Source organism: Nocardia sp. NBC_00565, assembly GCF_036345915.1.
Lineage (GTDB): Bacteria > Actinomycetota > Actinomycetes > Mycobacteriales > Mycobacteriaceae > Nocardia.
The window spans coordinates 2779606-2793280 of the sequence record NZ_CP107785.1; the positions used below are offsets into that span (position 1 = coordinate 2779606).

General features: G+C 66.8%; 18 protein-coding genes. 7 read left to right on the top strand and 11 right to left on the bottom strand.

What is annotated here, in order from left to right:
* Window positions 1–179: 179 nt before the first annotated feature.
* A complete protein-coding gene (locus tag OG874_RS13400) occupies window positions 180–617 on the bottom strand; it encodes a nuclear transport factor 2 family protein (RefSeq protein ID WP_330255454.1) in 438 nt (145 codons plus the stop codon).
* A 35-nt stretch (window positions 618–652) separates the two neighbouring features.
* On the opposite strand from OG874_RS13400, the gene OG874_RS13405 reads away from it, so the two are divergent.
* On the top strand, window positions 653–835 hold the full coding sequence (locus tag OG874_RS13405) for a hypothetical protein (RefSeq protein ID WP_330255455.1): 183 nt from the start codon (window positions 653–655) through the stop codon (window positions 833–835).
* Here OG874_RS13405 and murQ read toward each other — a convergent pair.
* The 6 genes from murQ to OG874_RS13435 form a co-directional block, all read right to left on the bottom strand.
* Window positions 832–1749 (bottom strand): N-acetylmuramic acid 6-phosphate etherase, encoded by a 918-nt coding sequence (gene murQ / locus OG874_RS13410; RefSeq protein ID WP_330255456.1) that lies wholly within the window; start codon window positions 1747–1749, stop codon window positions 832–834. The genes OG874_RS13405 and murQ overlap by 4 nt on opposite strands.
* Before the next feature lie 19 nt (window positions 1750–1768).
* Complete coding sequence (locus tag OG874_RS13415) at window positions 1769–2632, bottom strand: MurR/RpiR family transcriptional regulator (RefSeq protein WP_330255457.1); 864 nt, start codon at window positions 2630–2632, stop codon at window positions 1769–1771.
* A 3-nt stretch (window positions 2633–2635) separates the two neighbouring features.
* Entirely contained in the window at window positions 2636–3796 is a 1161-nt protein-coding gene (locus OG874_RS13420) for an anhydro-N-acetylmuramic acid kinase (RefSeq protein ID WP_330255458.1), read from the bottom strand.
* Complete coding sequence (locus OG874_RS13425; protein WP_330255459.1) at window positions 3796–5325, bottom strand: sodium:solute symporter; 1530 nt, start codon at window positions 5323–5325, stop codon at window positions 3796–3798. The genes OG874_RS13420 and OG874_RS13425 overlap by 1 nt, the downstream gene beginning before the upstream one ends.
* A 73-nt stretch (window positions 5326–5398) precedes the next feature.
* On the bottom strand, window positions 5399–6319 hold the full coding sequence (locus tag OG874_RS13430; protein ID WP_330255460.1) for an N-acetylglucosamine kinase: 921 nt from the start codon (window positions 6317–6319) through the stop codon (window positions 5399–5401).
* 60 nt (window positions 6320–6379) lie between these two features.
* Complete coding sequence (locus OG874_RS13435; protein WP_330255461.1) at window positions 6380–7897, bottom strand: MFS transporter; 1518 nt, start codon at window positions 7895–7897, stop codon at window positions 6380–6382.
* A 94-nt stretch (window positions 7898–7991) separates the two neighbouring features.
* Here OG874_RS13435 and OG874_RS13440 point away from each other — a divergent pair, with 94 nt between their 5' ends.
* The 6 genes from OG874_RS13440 (at window position 7992) to OG874_RS13465 (ending at window position 10898) form a co-directional block, all read left to right on the top strand.
* Window positions 7992–8585: a TetR/AcrR family transcriptional regulator gene (locus OG874_RS13440; RefSeq protein ID WP_330255462.1), complete on the top strand. Its 594-nt coding sequence runs from the start codon at window positions 7992–7994 to the stop codon at window positions 8583–8585.
* Between the two features lie 49 nt (window positions 8586–8634).
* Entirely contained in the window at window positions 8635–8964 is a 330-nt protein-coding gene (locus tag OG874_RS13445) for an ArsR/SmtB family transcription factor (RefSeq protein ID WP_330255463.1), read from the top strand.
* Entirely contained in the window at window positions 8964–9656 is a 693-nt protein-coding gene (locus tag OG874_RS13450; RefSeq protein WP_330255464.1) for a cation transporter, read from the top strand. Before OG874_RS13445 ends, OG874_RS13450 begins: the two co-directional genes overlap by 1 nt.
* Before the next feature lie 76 nt (window positions 9657–9732).
* A complete protein-coding gene (locus OG874_RS13455) occupies window positions 9733–9918 on the top strand; it encodes a hypothetical protein (RefSeq protein WP_330255465.1) in 186 nt (61 codons plus the stop codon).
* Between the two features lie 143 nt (window positions 9919–10061).
* Window positions 10062–10475 carry a TIGR03668 family PPOX class F420-dependent oxidoreductase gene (locus OG874_RS13460; protein ID WP_330255466.1) on the top strand — a complete coding sequence of 138 codons (414 nt, stop codon included), beginning with the start codon at window positions 10062–10064 and terminating at the stop codon, window positions 10473–10475.
* Between the two features lie 156 nt (window positions 10476–10631).
* Window positions 10632–10898, top strand: coding sequence for a hypothetical protein (locus tag OG874_RS13465; protein WP_330255467.1), 267 nt, complete (start codon window positions 10632–10634; stop codon window positions 10896–10898).
* Window positions 10899–10905: 7 nt separating this feature from the next.
* Here OG874_RS13465 and OG874_RS13470 read toward each other — a convergent pair whose 3' ends face one another.
* From OG874_RS13470 to OG874_RS13485, 4 genes are all read right to left on the bottom strand, one after another.
* A complete protein-coding gene (locus OG874_RS13470; protein WP_330255468.1) occupies window positions 10906–11379 on the bottom strand; it encodes a hypothetical protein in 474 nt (157 codons plus the stop codon).
* A 304-nt stretch (window positions 11380–11683) separates the two neighbouring features.
* Complete coding sequence (locus OG874_RS13475) at window positions 11684–12397, bottom strand: 3'(2'),5'-bisphosphate nucleotidase CysQ (RefSeq protein WP_330255469.1); 714 nt, start codon at window positions 12395–12397, stop codon at window positions 11684–11686.
* Window positions 12398–12402: 5 nt separating this feature from the next.
* Window positions 12403–13299 carry an adenylyl-sulfate kinase gene (gene cysC, locus OG874_RS13480; protein ID WP_442943339.1) on the bottom strand — a complete coding sequence of 299 codons (897 nt, stop codon included), beginning with the start codon at window positions 13297–13299 and terminating at the stop codon, window positions 12403–12405.
* Window positions 13190–13564 carry a hypothetical protein gene (locus OG874_RS13485; protein ID WP_330255470.1) on the bottom strand — a complete coding sequence of 125 codons (375 nt, stop codon included), beginning with the start codon at window positions 13562–13564 and terminating at the stop codon, window positions 13190–13192. The genes cysC and OG874_RS13485 overlap by 110 nt, the downstream gene beginning before the upstream one ends.
* Between the last annotated feature and the right edge of the window lie 111 nt (window positions 13565–13675).

Here is a 13675-nt window from a genome sequence, read left to right on the forward strand (position 1 = left end):
CGGCAATCCCTACTTCGGAGAGGTTTTGCGATGGTTCTGCCCTGTGAATGTGGTCCCAGTTGCCAGTGCGGCTGTCAGGCGGGCGGATCGTGCTCGTGTGGCGGGGACAAATGCCAGCACGAGTGACCAGTTGAACGTTGCGCTGTCGAGGCTCCCGGATCTGGGAGCCTCGATGCGTTTCAGGCAGTGCCCGGCGCGACGAACATGAAGCTCTTCTCCTCCACGCGCCGCTGGATCCGCCATTTCCCCTCGATGCGCACGAAGGTGTCGAGATACCAGAGTCCGCACAGCATCAGGCTCTGCTTACCTTCGCCGGTGGCAACCAGCATCGGGTTGTGGCACATCGTGCGCCCGGTGGCGATATCGCCCTCGACCGTGATCGAGGAGTTGCTGATCAGATGTTGGAACGCCAGGAAATTCGGCATGACAGTGGCGAGGAACTTCTTGGTGGATTCGAGATCCCCGACCGCACCACCCATGGCCGAGTAGTCGATATGCGCGTCCGCGGTGAAGATCTCGTCGAGCAGATCCCACTGCTGGGTGTCCACCGCGTGCGAGTAGCGGACCATCAGGTCCGTTATCTCCAGGCGGTCCGAAATCTCCTGCAGCGACAGCATGGTGCCTCCGAATTGCCGACACATCGTTTCTGCGGGTGCGCAGAACTGAGCGTAATGGGAGCAGGATTCGACCGTGCAAGCAAGAGCAGGGTCCGCAGCGGGAGGCCCCACGCCGCGATGGCGCGGTGTACGGCGAGGAATGCCGGGCCGCCGATGCGGATGCGGTGGTCGAGGCGGTGGCGCTCGGCAAACTGATTCCGCGGACGCCCGAGTATTAGCTGAGGGCGTCACGCACCAATCCGTCTGCGTCACGCAGTAGTTCGCGGGCCCCGGGGGCGTCGACTCCGGCCAGTCGCATGACGATGGCGGTCTTCACGTGGCCGTCGGCGGCCTCCAGCAGTGCCGCGGCCGTCGCCGAATCGGCTCCGGTCGTCTCGGCGATGATGCGGCGAGCCCGGTCGACGAGTTTGGCGTTGGTGGGCCGCACATCCACCATCAGGTTGCCGTACACCTTGCCCGCCTGCACCATCGCGGCGGTGGAGAGCATATTGCACACCATCTTCTGTGCCGTACCCGCCTTCAATCGGGTCGAGCCGGTCAAAACCTCGGGGCCGGTATCGATTTCTATGCCCACGTCGGCGTGCGCACTCGCTTCGGCAGCACGATTGCACGAGATCGCGACCGTCGCGGCACCGATCGATCGGCTGTGCCGCAATGCGCCGATGGCGTAGGGGGTGCGTCCACTGGCGGCCAGTGCGATGACCACATCGTCGGCGGTGAGCCCGACAGCGGATAGATCTGCGGCGGCACGGGCGGGATCGTCCTCCGCGCCCTCGACCGCCCGCATGAACGCGTCCGGTCCGCCCGCGATGATCCCGAGCACCTCGCCGGGATCGGTGCCGAAGGTCGGCGGACATTCCACCGCGTCGAGCACACCGAGTCGGCCGCTGGTGCCCGCGCCGATATAGATCAACCGTCCGCCGCGTCGCCGCGCCTCGACGATCAGCGCGACCGCTCGCGCGATGTCCGGAATCGCTTGCCCCACAGCCGAAGCCACGCCCGCATCCTCGGCGTTCATGGTGCGCAGTAGCTCCTCGATCGGCATCGAGTCGAGTGCGGTGGTGCGCGGATTCGCCGCCTCCGTTGTCAGCGAACCAATGTCGTTCACCGTGCTACCGCTGCCGCGCGGCATGACGAAACCCGAGGGTGTTTCATTCGACCTCCTTGGTTCGACGATCGGCCACCGCCTCGTACGTACGGCGCAGGGCTTTTGCCGCCGACGGCGTGCGTTGCAGGACACCGACATACAAGGCGTCGACGATCAAGAGCTGGCTCATGCGACTCGCCATTGCGGCAGAACGGAATCCGTCTTCGCGTCCGGCCACGAGGACGGTGCTTGCGGCGAAGTTCGCGAGTCGGGACTGCGTTCCGGCCGTCACGGCGACCGTCGTCACGCTCGCGTCGGCGGCCCGGCGCACGGCTTCGACGATGGCGGCGGTCTCCCCGGAATGCGAGAACGCGACGACCGCATCGCCCGGCTGCAGCAGACTCGCCTGTACCAGCGCGTCATCCTCGGATGTGCATGCGCCACACCACATCCCGATCCGGGTGAGCTTCTGCGCCATATCCATCGCGACGAGTCCGGACGCGCCGATCCCGACGAGGAGCACGCGCCGTGCGCACACCAGTGCGTCGACGACGGCCTCCATGGTCGCCGGGTCGGCGAGTTCCGCGGTCGCGACCATCCCCTCGGTTTCGAAGGCGGTGAGTTTGTGCAGCACCTTCGACAGTTCGTCGTCGGCATCGATATCGGTGGCGAAGACCGGCACCCCCTCATCGCCGCCGACCGCGGCCAATGCCAGTCGCAGCTGCGGATAGCCCTCGTAGCCGAGCGTTTTGGCCAGCCGCACCACTGCGGAGGTGCTGGTCGTCGACCGTTCCGCGAGCTGACTCACCGTCAGTTGCGCGGCGGCGGCCGGGTCGTGCCGGATCACCTGCGCGACCCGCAGCGCGGTCGGCGTGAGCCGCGGCAGTGCTGCCAGCAGGCGCGTGCGGACGTCGTCACCTTCGGGCATGGTTCACCCGGCCAGCGTGAGTCGTCGGGGCAGGGTGGCGGGGGCGGCGGGCAGGGTGAGCCCGACTGCTCCGGGGGTGATCGACCCGAGCACCGTCGCTCGGGTCGCTCCGGTACACGCGGAGTGGCTGCCCGCGAGGCCGTGCGCGGTGAGGAAGCCGAGCACGGCGAATGCGGTGGCCTCCTTGGCCGCCGCGGGCAGACCGAGTTCGTCGGAGGTGCGCAGTGTCGCAGACCGCAGTTGCTCGCCCAGCATCGTCATCAGCGTGGGGTTGCGGGTTCCGCCGCCCGAGGTGATGACCTCGGTGGGGTGCAGCGGCGCGAGTGCGTCGGCGATGGTGCGTGCGGTCAGCGCGGTCACAGTGGCGACAATATCGTCGGCGGATATCGCACGGCCGCGCAACACGCGCTCCAGGTAGGCGCGGTTGAACAGCTCCTTCCCCGTGGTCTTCGGTGCCGCCGCGCGGTAATAGGGCTCCGCGAGAAGGACTTCCAGCAACTCCGTGTCGATCGTCCCACGGGCGCCGCGCAGTCCCGACCGATCGAAATGCTCAACACCATTGATGCACATATCGGCAGCGGCGTCGATGAGCGCGTTCCCCGGGCCGGTATCGAAGGCGACCGGCTGCGCACCGGTGACGGTGACATTGGCGATCCCGCCGATATTCAGCGCGGCCGCCCGCCCGGGGCGCCCGGCCAGCCACAATACGTCGAAGAGGCCGACGAGCGGGGCCCCTTGGCCGCCCGCCGCGATATCGCGCGAGCGGAAATCGCTGACGACCGGCACTCCGGTGCGCTCGGCGATCCATGCGGGCTGACCGAGTTGCAGCGTGCCGTGGGTCGTACCGTCACGCACCCAGTGGTACACCGTTTGTCCATGCGAGGCGATGAGATCGGCACTGCCACTGAAGAACTCGTGCACCGCCGCGTCGGCCGCCGCGGCGAAGGCCTGACCGATGGCGGTATCCAGACGGCACACGGTGCCCATGTCGACCGACCCCGGCGGCAGGGCAGCCACGAGTTCGGTACGCAGCCCTTCGGGATACGCTCGGCTGAGCTGTCCGACGATTCGCACGTGAATTGTGCTGTCCCGCAGTATGATCTCCGCACCGATGGCGTCGATCGCGTCGTGCGACGTCCCGGACATCAACCCGATGACGCGCACTACACCACCGCCTCGATCGGTTCCGGCTCCTCCGGTGCGGCCGCCGGATGAAACAGGCTCGCGATCCCGCCGACGACGAGGGTGACGATCACCCCGATCGGCACGAGCCACTGTGCGGCGATACCCTTTTCGACCGTCTTGCCCGCGACCGTGACGTCGATCTTGATGACCCGCACCACGAACGTCATCACGATCACCGTGGCGATGAACGCCACGATCGCGTCGAACTGGTTGGCGCGCGCGACAAGTCGCCCGAGCAGGAACGCCCCGAGTAGCGCGCCGTAGGTGTACCCGGCGATGGTGAGCGCCGTCAGGTACACATTGCCCGTCGTCGCACTGAAGCCCATCGCGAACAGCGCCATCAGCGCAGCCCACACGAGTGTCATCACGCGCGCGAGTCGCAGCAGGGTGGCGTCGGCCAGGGTCCGGCGCGAGAAGCTGCGGATGATGTCGGCGACCGTCGAATTCGCCATCGAGTTCAAGGCAGAGGACAGCGAACCCATTGCCGCACCCAGGATTCCGGCGACGAGCAAACCGGAGATCACCACCGGCAGCCCGTGCAGAATGAAGTTGGGGTACAGGCTGTCCGCGCTCGTCAGCCCGAGTTCCTTGGCCGTCTTACCGCCGTTATAGGACCACAGCAGCACCCCCACCAGAGAGAACGCCGCGAACTGGATGGCGACGAAGACGCCAGAACCGATCATCGCCTGCTGACTGTCACGCAACGACCGCGTCGCCAGAATGCGCTGCACGATCAGTTGATCGGAGCCGTGGGATGCCATCGCGAAGATCGCGCCGCCGATGATCGCGGTCGGAAGCGCGAAGGAATTGGTAAGGACATGCGCGACGCCGAAATCGGTATCGAAGATACGGAACTTGCCCGCGTGCAACGCATCCGACCATCCGGAGGCCCCGACGTGACCGGTGAGCACACAGATCGCGATGAGCGCACCGGCGAGGTAGAGACCCATCTGCAGTGCGTCGGTCCAGATCACGGCCTTGATGCCGCCGAGGTAGGTGTAGATGACGGTCAGCAGGGTCAGCGCCAGGATGATCGCGTCGTAGCCGAAGTCGAGCCCGAACTCGCTGAGCAGCAATTTGATCGGAATCGCGGAGGCGAACAATCGCACGCCCTCGGCGAGCAGCCGGGTGAAGACGAAGGTCACCGACGCGACGCCCTGCAGGTAGCGGCCGAAGCGCAGTTCGAGGTACTGGTAGGCGCTGACGAACCCGCCGCGCTTGTACAGCGGGATCAATACGATTGCCACGATCGTGCGTCCGATGATGTATCCGATGGCGAGCTCGACATTGCCGAATGCCTGATCGGTGTACGCGCCGCCCGGCACCGAAATGACGGTGAGCACACTGGTTTCGGTCGCTACCACCGAGAAACACACCGTCCACCACGGCATTCGGCCCTCGCCGACGAAATAGTCGCTGCTGGACTTCTGCTTTCCGGATAGGCGAAGACCGATCCATGCGACGGCGACGAGATAGACGACGATGACGGCGAGATCGAGTGCGTTCAACGCAGCTCCCCGGTGACGCGACGGACGGAATGCAAGTAAGTGTCAGATGTCACATCACTTCTGTCAATGATTGTCAGACGATTCGGGTGACCAGCACCTCGAGCGCGGTGGTCGGGTCGAGGGCGAGTAGGGCCGCGCCGTCGATGGGATCACCGAGCGGGTCGCGGCGATTGATCACATGCCCGATCTGTTGGTCGAGCGGCGCCAACAGCGGTGCACCGAGTTCGGTGAGTCCGCCGGTGATCGCGTAGGGTACCGGCGGGCTCATTCCGGACCGCTCGATGGCGGCATGGACGGTGCGGGCCAGCGCTCGTCCGGCAGCGGCCATGATCGCCGCCGCGATGGCGTCCACTGCGGCGGCCACGACAGGAGCGAAGCTGGCCGCGACCAGGGCCGGATTATCCTGTTCGCCAAGGTATTTCGGCAGCGCATCCAAACCGATCCCGTAATGTTCGCCGACCTTGTCGGCCAGGATGGTGTGTGGACCACGACCGTCGTGGCAGCGCAGCGCGGCGCGCAGGCCTTCGAGGCCGATCCAACCACCGCTGCCCTCGTCGCCGAGTTGCGGTCCCCAGCCGTCGACTCTGGTGAACCGCCCGGCATCGTCGACCGCCGTCGCAACGGCTCCAGTACCGATCGTCAGCACCACGCCCGGCGATCCACCGAGCGCCCCGGCATGCGCGGTCACGGCATCGGAGGTCACGGCGACCGCGGCCGCCCCCGGAAGTTCGGCCAGCCGCCGGGCCAGGAATGCGGCGGCTTCCGGGGCCGATGCGGCACCGGCCGCCCCGACCGACAGCGTGAAAGGTGCTCGCGCCGGGGTCATCTGGTCGATGACCGCGCGGATCGCGCGTTCCGCCTCGGCGACACCCACGGCATGCGCCAGCCCCGGCGCACCAGGGGCTTGCGCATAACCGGTCTGGCTGCCGTCGACACGCAGCGAGCCACGACAACCGGTCTTGCCGAGATCGATCGCGAGCACATGGCTGGTCATGGAACCATCCTTGCCGATGACCAGCGACCGGACCGCCGAAAGCACGGGCCCCGCTCGAAGTCACCCGCGCTTGCGGCCGGGTGCCCAGCAGGCGATCGGCACCGCGCCGACCAGGACCACACAGCCCAGCACGAACGCCGCCTGCGAAATGCCGTGGACGAAGGCGGCCTCGGCGAACTCACGGAGTGGTTGTGCGACGGGACCCGAGCGATCGGCCAGCTCCAGTGCGGCGGCGAAGGATTCGGAGACGGGGCCGCGAGCCGGTTCGGGCAGCCGGGGGAGCGCGGGCTCGATGCGGGCGCGGTAGCCGGCGGCGAGCACACTGCCCGCCACCGCGATCCCGATCGCGGCGCCCAGTTCGCGGGCGGCGTCATTGACCGCGGCCGCGACCCCCTGCTTCGCCATGGGCGTATCGGTCATGATCAGAGCGGTCGGTGGTGCCATACCGAGCCCGATTCCGACGCTCATGATCAACAGTGGCCAGAGGACATCCAGATAGGTTGCTCCACCGTCCAATCGGCTGGCGGCGAACAGACCGCCGGCGAGAATGACCATGCCTGCGGACATCACCACCCGCGGCCCGATCCGATCGGCCAGCCAGGGCGCCACCACCGAAATCGCCGCGAGCGGAACGATCATCGGCCCCATCGCAGTGGCCGCCTGCAGTGCGCTGTAGCCCAGCACCAACTGTAGATACTGCACGAGCAGCAGGAACACGCCGAATATCGCGAGGAACTCAATGGTGATGGACGCGGCGCCGGAACCGAATCCGCGCAGCGCGAGCAGCCGGATATCGAGCAGTGGATGCTCCGACCGCAATTCGACCAGTACAAACGTCACCAGGGCCACCGCGCCGCCCGCGAACAATCCGAGCACGCCGACATCCAGCCAGCCTCGCAGCGGCGCCTCGATGGTGCCGACCACAGCCAGTCCGAGACCGACTGCGACACACGCGGATCCGATCGGATCCAGCGGCGGCCGGTCCGCTTCCCGCGACTCCGGCAGGGTGAACGCGATCACCAGCAGGACCGCTCCGGCCCCCGCCAATGCGGCGAAAATCGAGTGCCACGACCACCATTGCAGCAACGCCCCGGACCCGATGATGCCGAGCACACCGCCACCGCCGGCGATGCCCGCCCAGATGCCGACCGCGCGACCGGTGTCCGATGGCGGGAAACCTGCGGTCATGATCGACAGTGTCGACGGCATGATCAGGGCCGCGCCGACACCCGCGCTCGCGCGCGCCGCGATCAGCACAATCGGGTCCGCCACCAGCAGCGGCAGCACCGAGGCGACACTGAACACCAGTAAGCCGACGATCAACGCCCGGCGCCGCCCGTACCGATCCCCGAGCGCGCCCGCGGGCAGTACCAGACACGCCAGCGCCAGGGTGTAACCGTCGACGATCCAGGTCAATTGCGCCTGACCGGCACCGATATCGACCGCGATACTCGGCAGGGCCGTGTACAGCGCCGCCATAGACGCGATCACCAGCGCGACTGCCAGGCAGGACACCGTGAGCATCCACCACAGGGATCGGGGCAGTCGCGGTGATTCCAGGACCTCAGCCGTGTCCATCGCGCACTCCTCTCACGGCAAAACGATACTATCGGTATCGCTACGCTACTATCAGTAGCATATGGCCATCGTGTTGCGATAGACTCCGCTCGCCATGCCCGACCAGGAACTCGAAGATCCGCGAAAGATACGGTCCCGCAACCGATTGCTGGATGCGGCGGCCGAATTACTACTGTCTGGCGGCATCGATGCGGTCACCATCGATGCGGTGACACGCGCCTCGAAGGTCGCCCGCACGACTCTCTATCGCCACTTCGACAGCAGCACCCAACTACTCGCCGCGACTTTCGACCGGCTACTGCCACCGCCCGCGGCCGCACCCACTAACGGACCGCTGCGCACCCGGCTCATCGAATTGCTGCACCACCAGGCCACCCTCATCGACGAGGTGCCGATGCAGCTCACCACGCTGGCCTGGCTGACGCTGAGCGCCGAGGCCACGAATCAGGACTCCGCGGTGGCCGCCCTGCGTCAGCGTTTCATCGAACAGCATCGCGCCCCATTCGACGAGATCCTCGGAAACCCCGATGCCGCGGCACAACTCGGCGACTATGACCCCGACCTCGCACTGCTGCAACTCGTCGGCCCGATCCTCACCGCCAAGCTCGCCGGCCTCAAACGCATCGAACACGCCGACTGCGCCCGCATCGTCGACGACTTTCTGACGGCCCGGCAGGCCTCGCAATAGGCGCTGTACAGACTGTCATGAATACAGAAATATCTGTATCGTTAGAACCATGGCCATACTGGTGCACAGCGACGCGCTGTCCCGCTTCGGATACGCCCTGTCGGATTCGACGCGCTCGCAGATCCTGCTCGCCCTGCGCGGTGCGCCGAGTTACCCGTCCGAGCTCGCCGACCGGATCGGCGTCTCCCGCCAGATCCTGTCCAACCACCTGGCCTGCCTGCGTGGTTGCGGGCTGGTCGTCGCCGTGCCCGAGGGCCGCCGCAGCCGCTACGAGCTCGCCGATCCGCGGATCGGGCATGCCCTCGACGATCTGATCGGCCTGGTTCTCGCGGTCGATCCGGCCTGCTGCCCGGAGTCCGCGGCCGAGGCGTGCTGCTGATGACCGCGCTGCCGATCGTCACGAGCACGCCGACTCCCGAACGGCGACAGGCTCTTTCGCGACGGATCCGGTTCCTCGTTGCCGCGACGATCGGCTACAACGTGATCGAGGCGGTGATCGCGCTGACCGAGGGAGCGCGGGTCTCCTCAACGGCGCTGATCGGCTTCGGCCTCGACTCGGTCATCGAGGTGTCCTCCGCGGCGGCGGTCGCCTGGCAGTTCTCGGCTCGTGACCCCGAGGCGCGGGAAAAGCTCGCCCTGCGGATCATCGCGTTCTCGTTCTTCGCGTTAGCGCTGTATGTCGCCGTCGATGCGGTGCGTGCGCTGCTCGGGCTGGGTGCAGCCGCACATTCACCGATCGGAATCGGTTTGGCCGCGGCGAGTTTGGTGATCATGCCTGCGCTGTCCTACGCGCAACGCCGGGCAGGTCGCGAACTCGGCTCCCGGAGCGCGGTCGCCGACTCCAAGCAAACGCTACTGTGCACCTATCTGTCCGCGGTCCTGTTGGTGGGCCTGTTGCTCAACAGCTTCTTCGGATGGTCCTGGGCCGATCCGATCGCCGCACTGGTGATCGCGGCGATCGCCGTCAAGGAAGGCCGCAACGCCTGGCGCGGCGACACATGCTGCGCGACACCACTTGCCGCGGCGGCGCCATCCGAAGCCGTTGCACACAAGTGTGATTGCTGCGACTGATGGTGGATCCCCCCAGCCACTGTCAGTCCAGGTCCAGGACCGGACACCGAGTGGATCAGATGGCAAGACGGGCAGTATGTTCCGGCTTTTGGTCAGCACCGCGGTGGTGCCGGTCATCGTGGTGGCCCGTACCGGCCCGTTCCACCCACGCCAGCCGCCGCAACTCGCGATGGTCTGGCTCTCGACGCGCCCGTCATCGAACCGCGCGGTAATGGTCACCGCCGTGGCCGGATGGTCACGTATCGGAGATCTGCCGAAGTAGTGAGGAGTTCACGGACCTCCGACGCAACGACCATGCGCTTGCGTCGGGCCATCGTGCACGCCTCCTCGACCGAGCAGAATAGGATTGCGGGGGACCGGCGTCGTACCGAATCAGTTGTGCGACCAGTCACAATCGGAGGTGCGATGCGGCTGAATCCGCAGACAGCCCGGGACCGGTTCATGGCCGAACGGGTAGCCCGGCTCGCCACCGTTTACCCGGATCTGCGCCCACACCTGGTACCGATCGTATTCGCGGTCGCCGACGACACCATCTACACCGCGGTCGACGCGAAGCCGAAGACCACGACCGCCCTGCGCCGCTTAGCGAATATCGCCGCGAACCCCGCCGTCACCGTCCTCGCCGACCGCTACCACGACGACTGGACCCAACTGTGGTGGACCAGAGCGGACGGCGTCGCCCGCCTCGCAGGCAACTCCGAGGCGGAACGAGCCCTGCATCTATTGACCGCCCGCTACCCGGTATACCGGACCCAGCTCCCGCCAGGTCCCGTGATCGCCATCGACGTCACCTCCTGGTCGGGATGGACCGCGAGCTGACTACCGACCTCGACATCGGCGCGGTATGGAAGCCGACGAGCACATGGTTTTTGTTCGCGATTGACGGGTAGCATGTAGTTGCTGACAGATTGCCAGAAGTTCTCCGAAGTGTGCGGTCGGCTGCACGGTCGGGTCGAGCGATGAAGGAGAGCCGACATGTCCTTTGCTCCGATTCTTGCCCAGGTCGTGAATCTCCCACCGGAAACTCCACCGCTGTCGGAGCGGTTTATCGCTTTGCTCGGGTTCTTCACCTGGATACACCTGCTGGCCACCCTCGCCGGTGTGGTCTGTGTCTGCGCTCAGGTCGCCTGGCAACGCGGCCGCCGCACCCCTGTCGGCTACCTGACGGTGCTGCTACGCGCCGCACTCGCCGCCGCTGTGGTGGTGGCCGCCGGGGTGTTGCTGGAGTCCACCATCCAGTAGCCGATCGTCAGCAGGCCATGCCGGTGCGGTGGGATCTGCGGCAGGTTTCGGTGGCGCGCACCGCGGCGGCGAGCGCGACTACCGGTGGCACCCAACGGGATTCGCCAGGCGAAATCCCCCAGCAGGCCGAGCCGGTCGACAGCCTGGTCGGCGGCAGCGGGATGCTAGCGCCGTCGACGTGGACGATCGCTCCGGCACCGCGCAGCGCTTCGATCGCCATCGCGGCCCTGGCAGCGCCGACAACCAAGTGGATCTCGCGGCGCTCGGCACCCGGAATCTCGATGACCGGACCGGACAGGTTGTTCGCCCGCAGGAACCTGCGCACCCCGGCGGCCAGCGCGCCAGTGAGCTCGACGGCCTGTATCCGCTGGTCAGTGATCAGACAAACGCCATTGGCCGTTTCGGTGACCGTCCACCCGGGGTAGTCCTGCCCGGCATCCGGTGTCGGCACCGTGACGGAGCTCGGAAACGTCGCGCGCACAGTCTTCTCCATTCCCGGGTAGCTCTAGATCTCGCAACTACCCTCACATCGGCACCTGTGCATCAAATCCGTTGCCGCTGAGAGTTTCCCTACAGAATCCTTGCAGTGACGACCGCACCAGAGATTCTGCGCGGTTCCCCCATCCATGGCATCGCCCCGTGGTCGCTACTCGGGTCCTACTTTGGTCGGATCCGTTCCCCCGCAAACCCATCCGTGGCACCCGGTCCGCGCACCACGAAACGAGAAAGGCTCACGCTCTGGGTGAGCATGAGCCTTCCATCGAGTAGATGCCTCGCTCAGGTGTTCACCGATCGCGCAATACCGCGAGCACGGTGTCGGCCAGCTCCGGGCGGCAGATGAGCAGGTCGGGTAGGTACGGGTCGGGCTGGTTGTAGCGTAGCGGCGACCCGTCCAGCCGGGACACATGCAGGCCCGCTGCCGCCGCGACCGCGACCGGCGCGCACGAATCCCACTCGTACTGGCCACCCGAGTGGGCATAGACCTCGACATCACCGCGGACCACCGCCATTGCCTTGGCCCCGGCCGAGCCCATCGGCACGGTCTTAGCGCCCAGCTTGTCCACCAGCAGATCGACACATGTCGGCGGCCGGGTGCGCGATACCGCCAACCGGATCGGCCCTGTGCTCACGGGCGCGGGCCGTGGCGGCTCGCCGGTGTGCAACACCAGGTCGGCGGCGGGCAAGGCGACTGCGCCGACCGTGGCGACACCGCCGACCGCGAGGGCCACGTGCACCGCCCAGTCCTCGCGCGGGGGTTCACCGTATTCGCGGGTGCCGTCGAGCGGATCGATGATCCAGACCCGGTCGCGCTCGAGCCGGATCGGGTTGTCGGCGCTCTCCTCCGAGAGCACCGCATCCTCGGGCCGCAGCTCGGCCAGCCGGCGCAGCAACAGCGCGTTCGACTGCTGGTCACCGGCCGCACCGCCCTGATCCCGGATCCGCAGCAACAGTGCTCCCGCCTCGGCCGCCAAGCACGCGGCCACCTCGTGATCGTTCATGACGGTCATTGTGGCGGTCCCGAATCGAGCACACGCGCTCGGCGCAGATACTCGACCACCTGCTCGGCCGACACCGCGCCACCGGTATCCAGGCGCAGCTCCGGCGACTCGGGCACCTCGTAGGGCGAGTCGATGCCGGTGAAGTTGACCAGCTCGCCTCGTCTGGCCTTGCGGTACAGGCCCTTTCGGTCGCGTGCCTCGGCCACCGCCAGCGGCACGTCCACGTGGACCTCGATGAACTCGCCCGGGGCGAGCAGTTCCCGAGCCTGGCGCCGTTCGGCGCGGAACGGGGAAATGAACGAGGCCAGCACGATGAGACCGGCGTCAGCCATCAACTTCGCGACTTCGGCGATGCGACGGATGTTTTCCACCCGGTCGACAGCTGTGAAGCCGAGGTCCTTGTTCAGGCCGTGGCGAATGTTGTCGCCATCGAGCAGGTAGGTGTGGAAACCCCGTTCGTGCAGACGCTTTTCGACCAGGTTCGCGACGGTGGACTTGCCTGCACCGGATAGGCCGGTGAACCACACCACCGCCGGTTGTTGGGCTTTCTGCCGGGCGCGGGCCGGCTTGTCGACCTCGACCGCCTGCCAGTGCACGTTATCTGCCCGACGCAGCGCGAAGTCGAGCATCCCGGCGGCCACCGTGGCATTGCTCAATCGATCGATGAGGATGAACCTGCCCATATCCCGGTTGTCGGCATAGGAGTCGAACGCGATCCGCCGGTCGAGATTCAGGTCGCACACGCCGATCTCGTTCAGGGCGAGGGTGCGAGCCGCGGAGTGTTCGAGCGGCTCAGATGATTTGTGCGGTGGGGAGGATGGTGATTTCGGTGAGGTTGACGTGCTTGGGGACGGTAGCGACGAAAGCGACGGTTTCGGCGACGTCTTCCGACCGCAAGACATCGATCTGGGCGATGAGCTCGCCCGCATCGGTCGCGCCACCCGCGCCGATCGAAGCCGCACCGGCCGCTGTCCCATCCGAGCCGATCAACATCCAGCCGACACCGGACCAGATCTGGCCGATCGCACCCGCAGCGCCACCCCGCACCCCGCCCAGAACCGCCTCCGCACCCACAACCGAAACCACGGACCCGCCGGAACCGACCGACTCCACCACCGCCGAGTCGCCCACCCCAACCCCGACCACCGTCGGTGCGCCGGATGGCAACTGGCTCTTTCCCGGTGAGACCCCGCCACCACCGTTGGACGCTGATCCCGAGGTCGTCCGCGCCTGGTGGGATAACCACTGGATGTTGAAGGAACGCTGGCTCCGCGGCGA

Coding starts and splice junctions, on each gene's coding strand:
- OG874_RS13400 (WP_330255454.1), bottom strand. CDS start 617: ATGCTGTCGCTGCAGGAGATTTCGGACCGCCTGGAGATAACGGACCTG.
- murQ (WP_330255456.1), bottom strand. CDS start 1,749: ATGCCGCGCGGCAGCGGTAGCACGGTGAACGACATTGGTTCGCTGACA.
- OG874_RS13415 (WP_330255457.1), bottom strand. CDS start 2,632: ATGCCCGAAGGTGACGACGTCCGCACGCGCCTGCTGGCAGCACTGCCG.
- OG874_RS13430 (WP_330255460.1), bottom strand. CDS start 6,319: ATGACCAGCCATGTGCTCGCGATCGATCTCGGCAAGACCGGTTGTCGT.
- OG874_RS13435 (WP_330255461.1), bottom strand. CDS start 7,897: ATGGACACGGCTGAGGTCCTGGAATCACCGCGACTGCCCCGATCCCTG.
- OG874_RS13440 (WP_330255462.1), top strand. CDS start 7,992: ATGCCCGACCAGGAACTCGAAGATCCGCGAAAGATACGGTCCCGCAAC.
- OG874_RS13445 (WP_330255463.1), top strand. CDS start 8,635: ATGGCCATACTGGTGCACAGCGACGCGCTGTCCCGCTTCGGATACGCC.
- OG874_RS13450 (WP_330255464.1), top strand. CDS start 8,964: ATGACCGCGCTGCCGATCGTCACGAGCACGCCGACTCCCGAACGGCGA.
- OG874_RS13455 (WP_330255465.1), top strand. CDS start 9,733: ATGTTCCGGCTTTTGGTCAGCACCGCGGTGGTGCCGGTCATCGTGGTG.
- OG874_RS13460 (WP_330255466.1), top strand. CDS start 10,062: ATGCGGCTGAATCCGCAGACAGCCCGGGACCGGTTCATGGCCGAACGG.
- OG874_RS13465 (WP_330255467.1), top strand. CDS start 10,632: ATGTCCTTTGCTCCGATTCTTGCCCAGGTCGTGAATCTCCCACCGGAA.
- OG874_RS13475 (WP_330255469.1), bottom strand. CDS start 12,397: ATGAACGATCACGAGGTGGCCGCGTGCTTGGCGGCCGAGGCGGGAGCA.
- cysC (WP_442943339.1), bottom strand. CDS start 13,299: ATGTCTTGCGGTCGGAAGACGTCGCCGAAACCGTCGCTTTCGTCGCTA.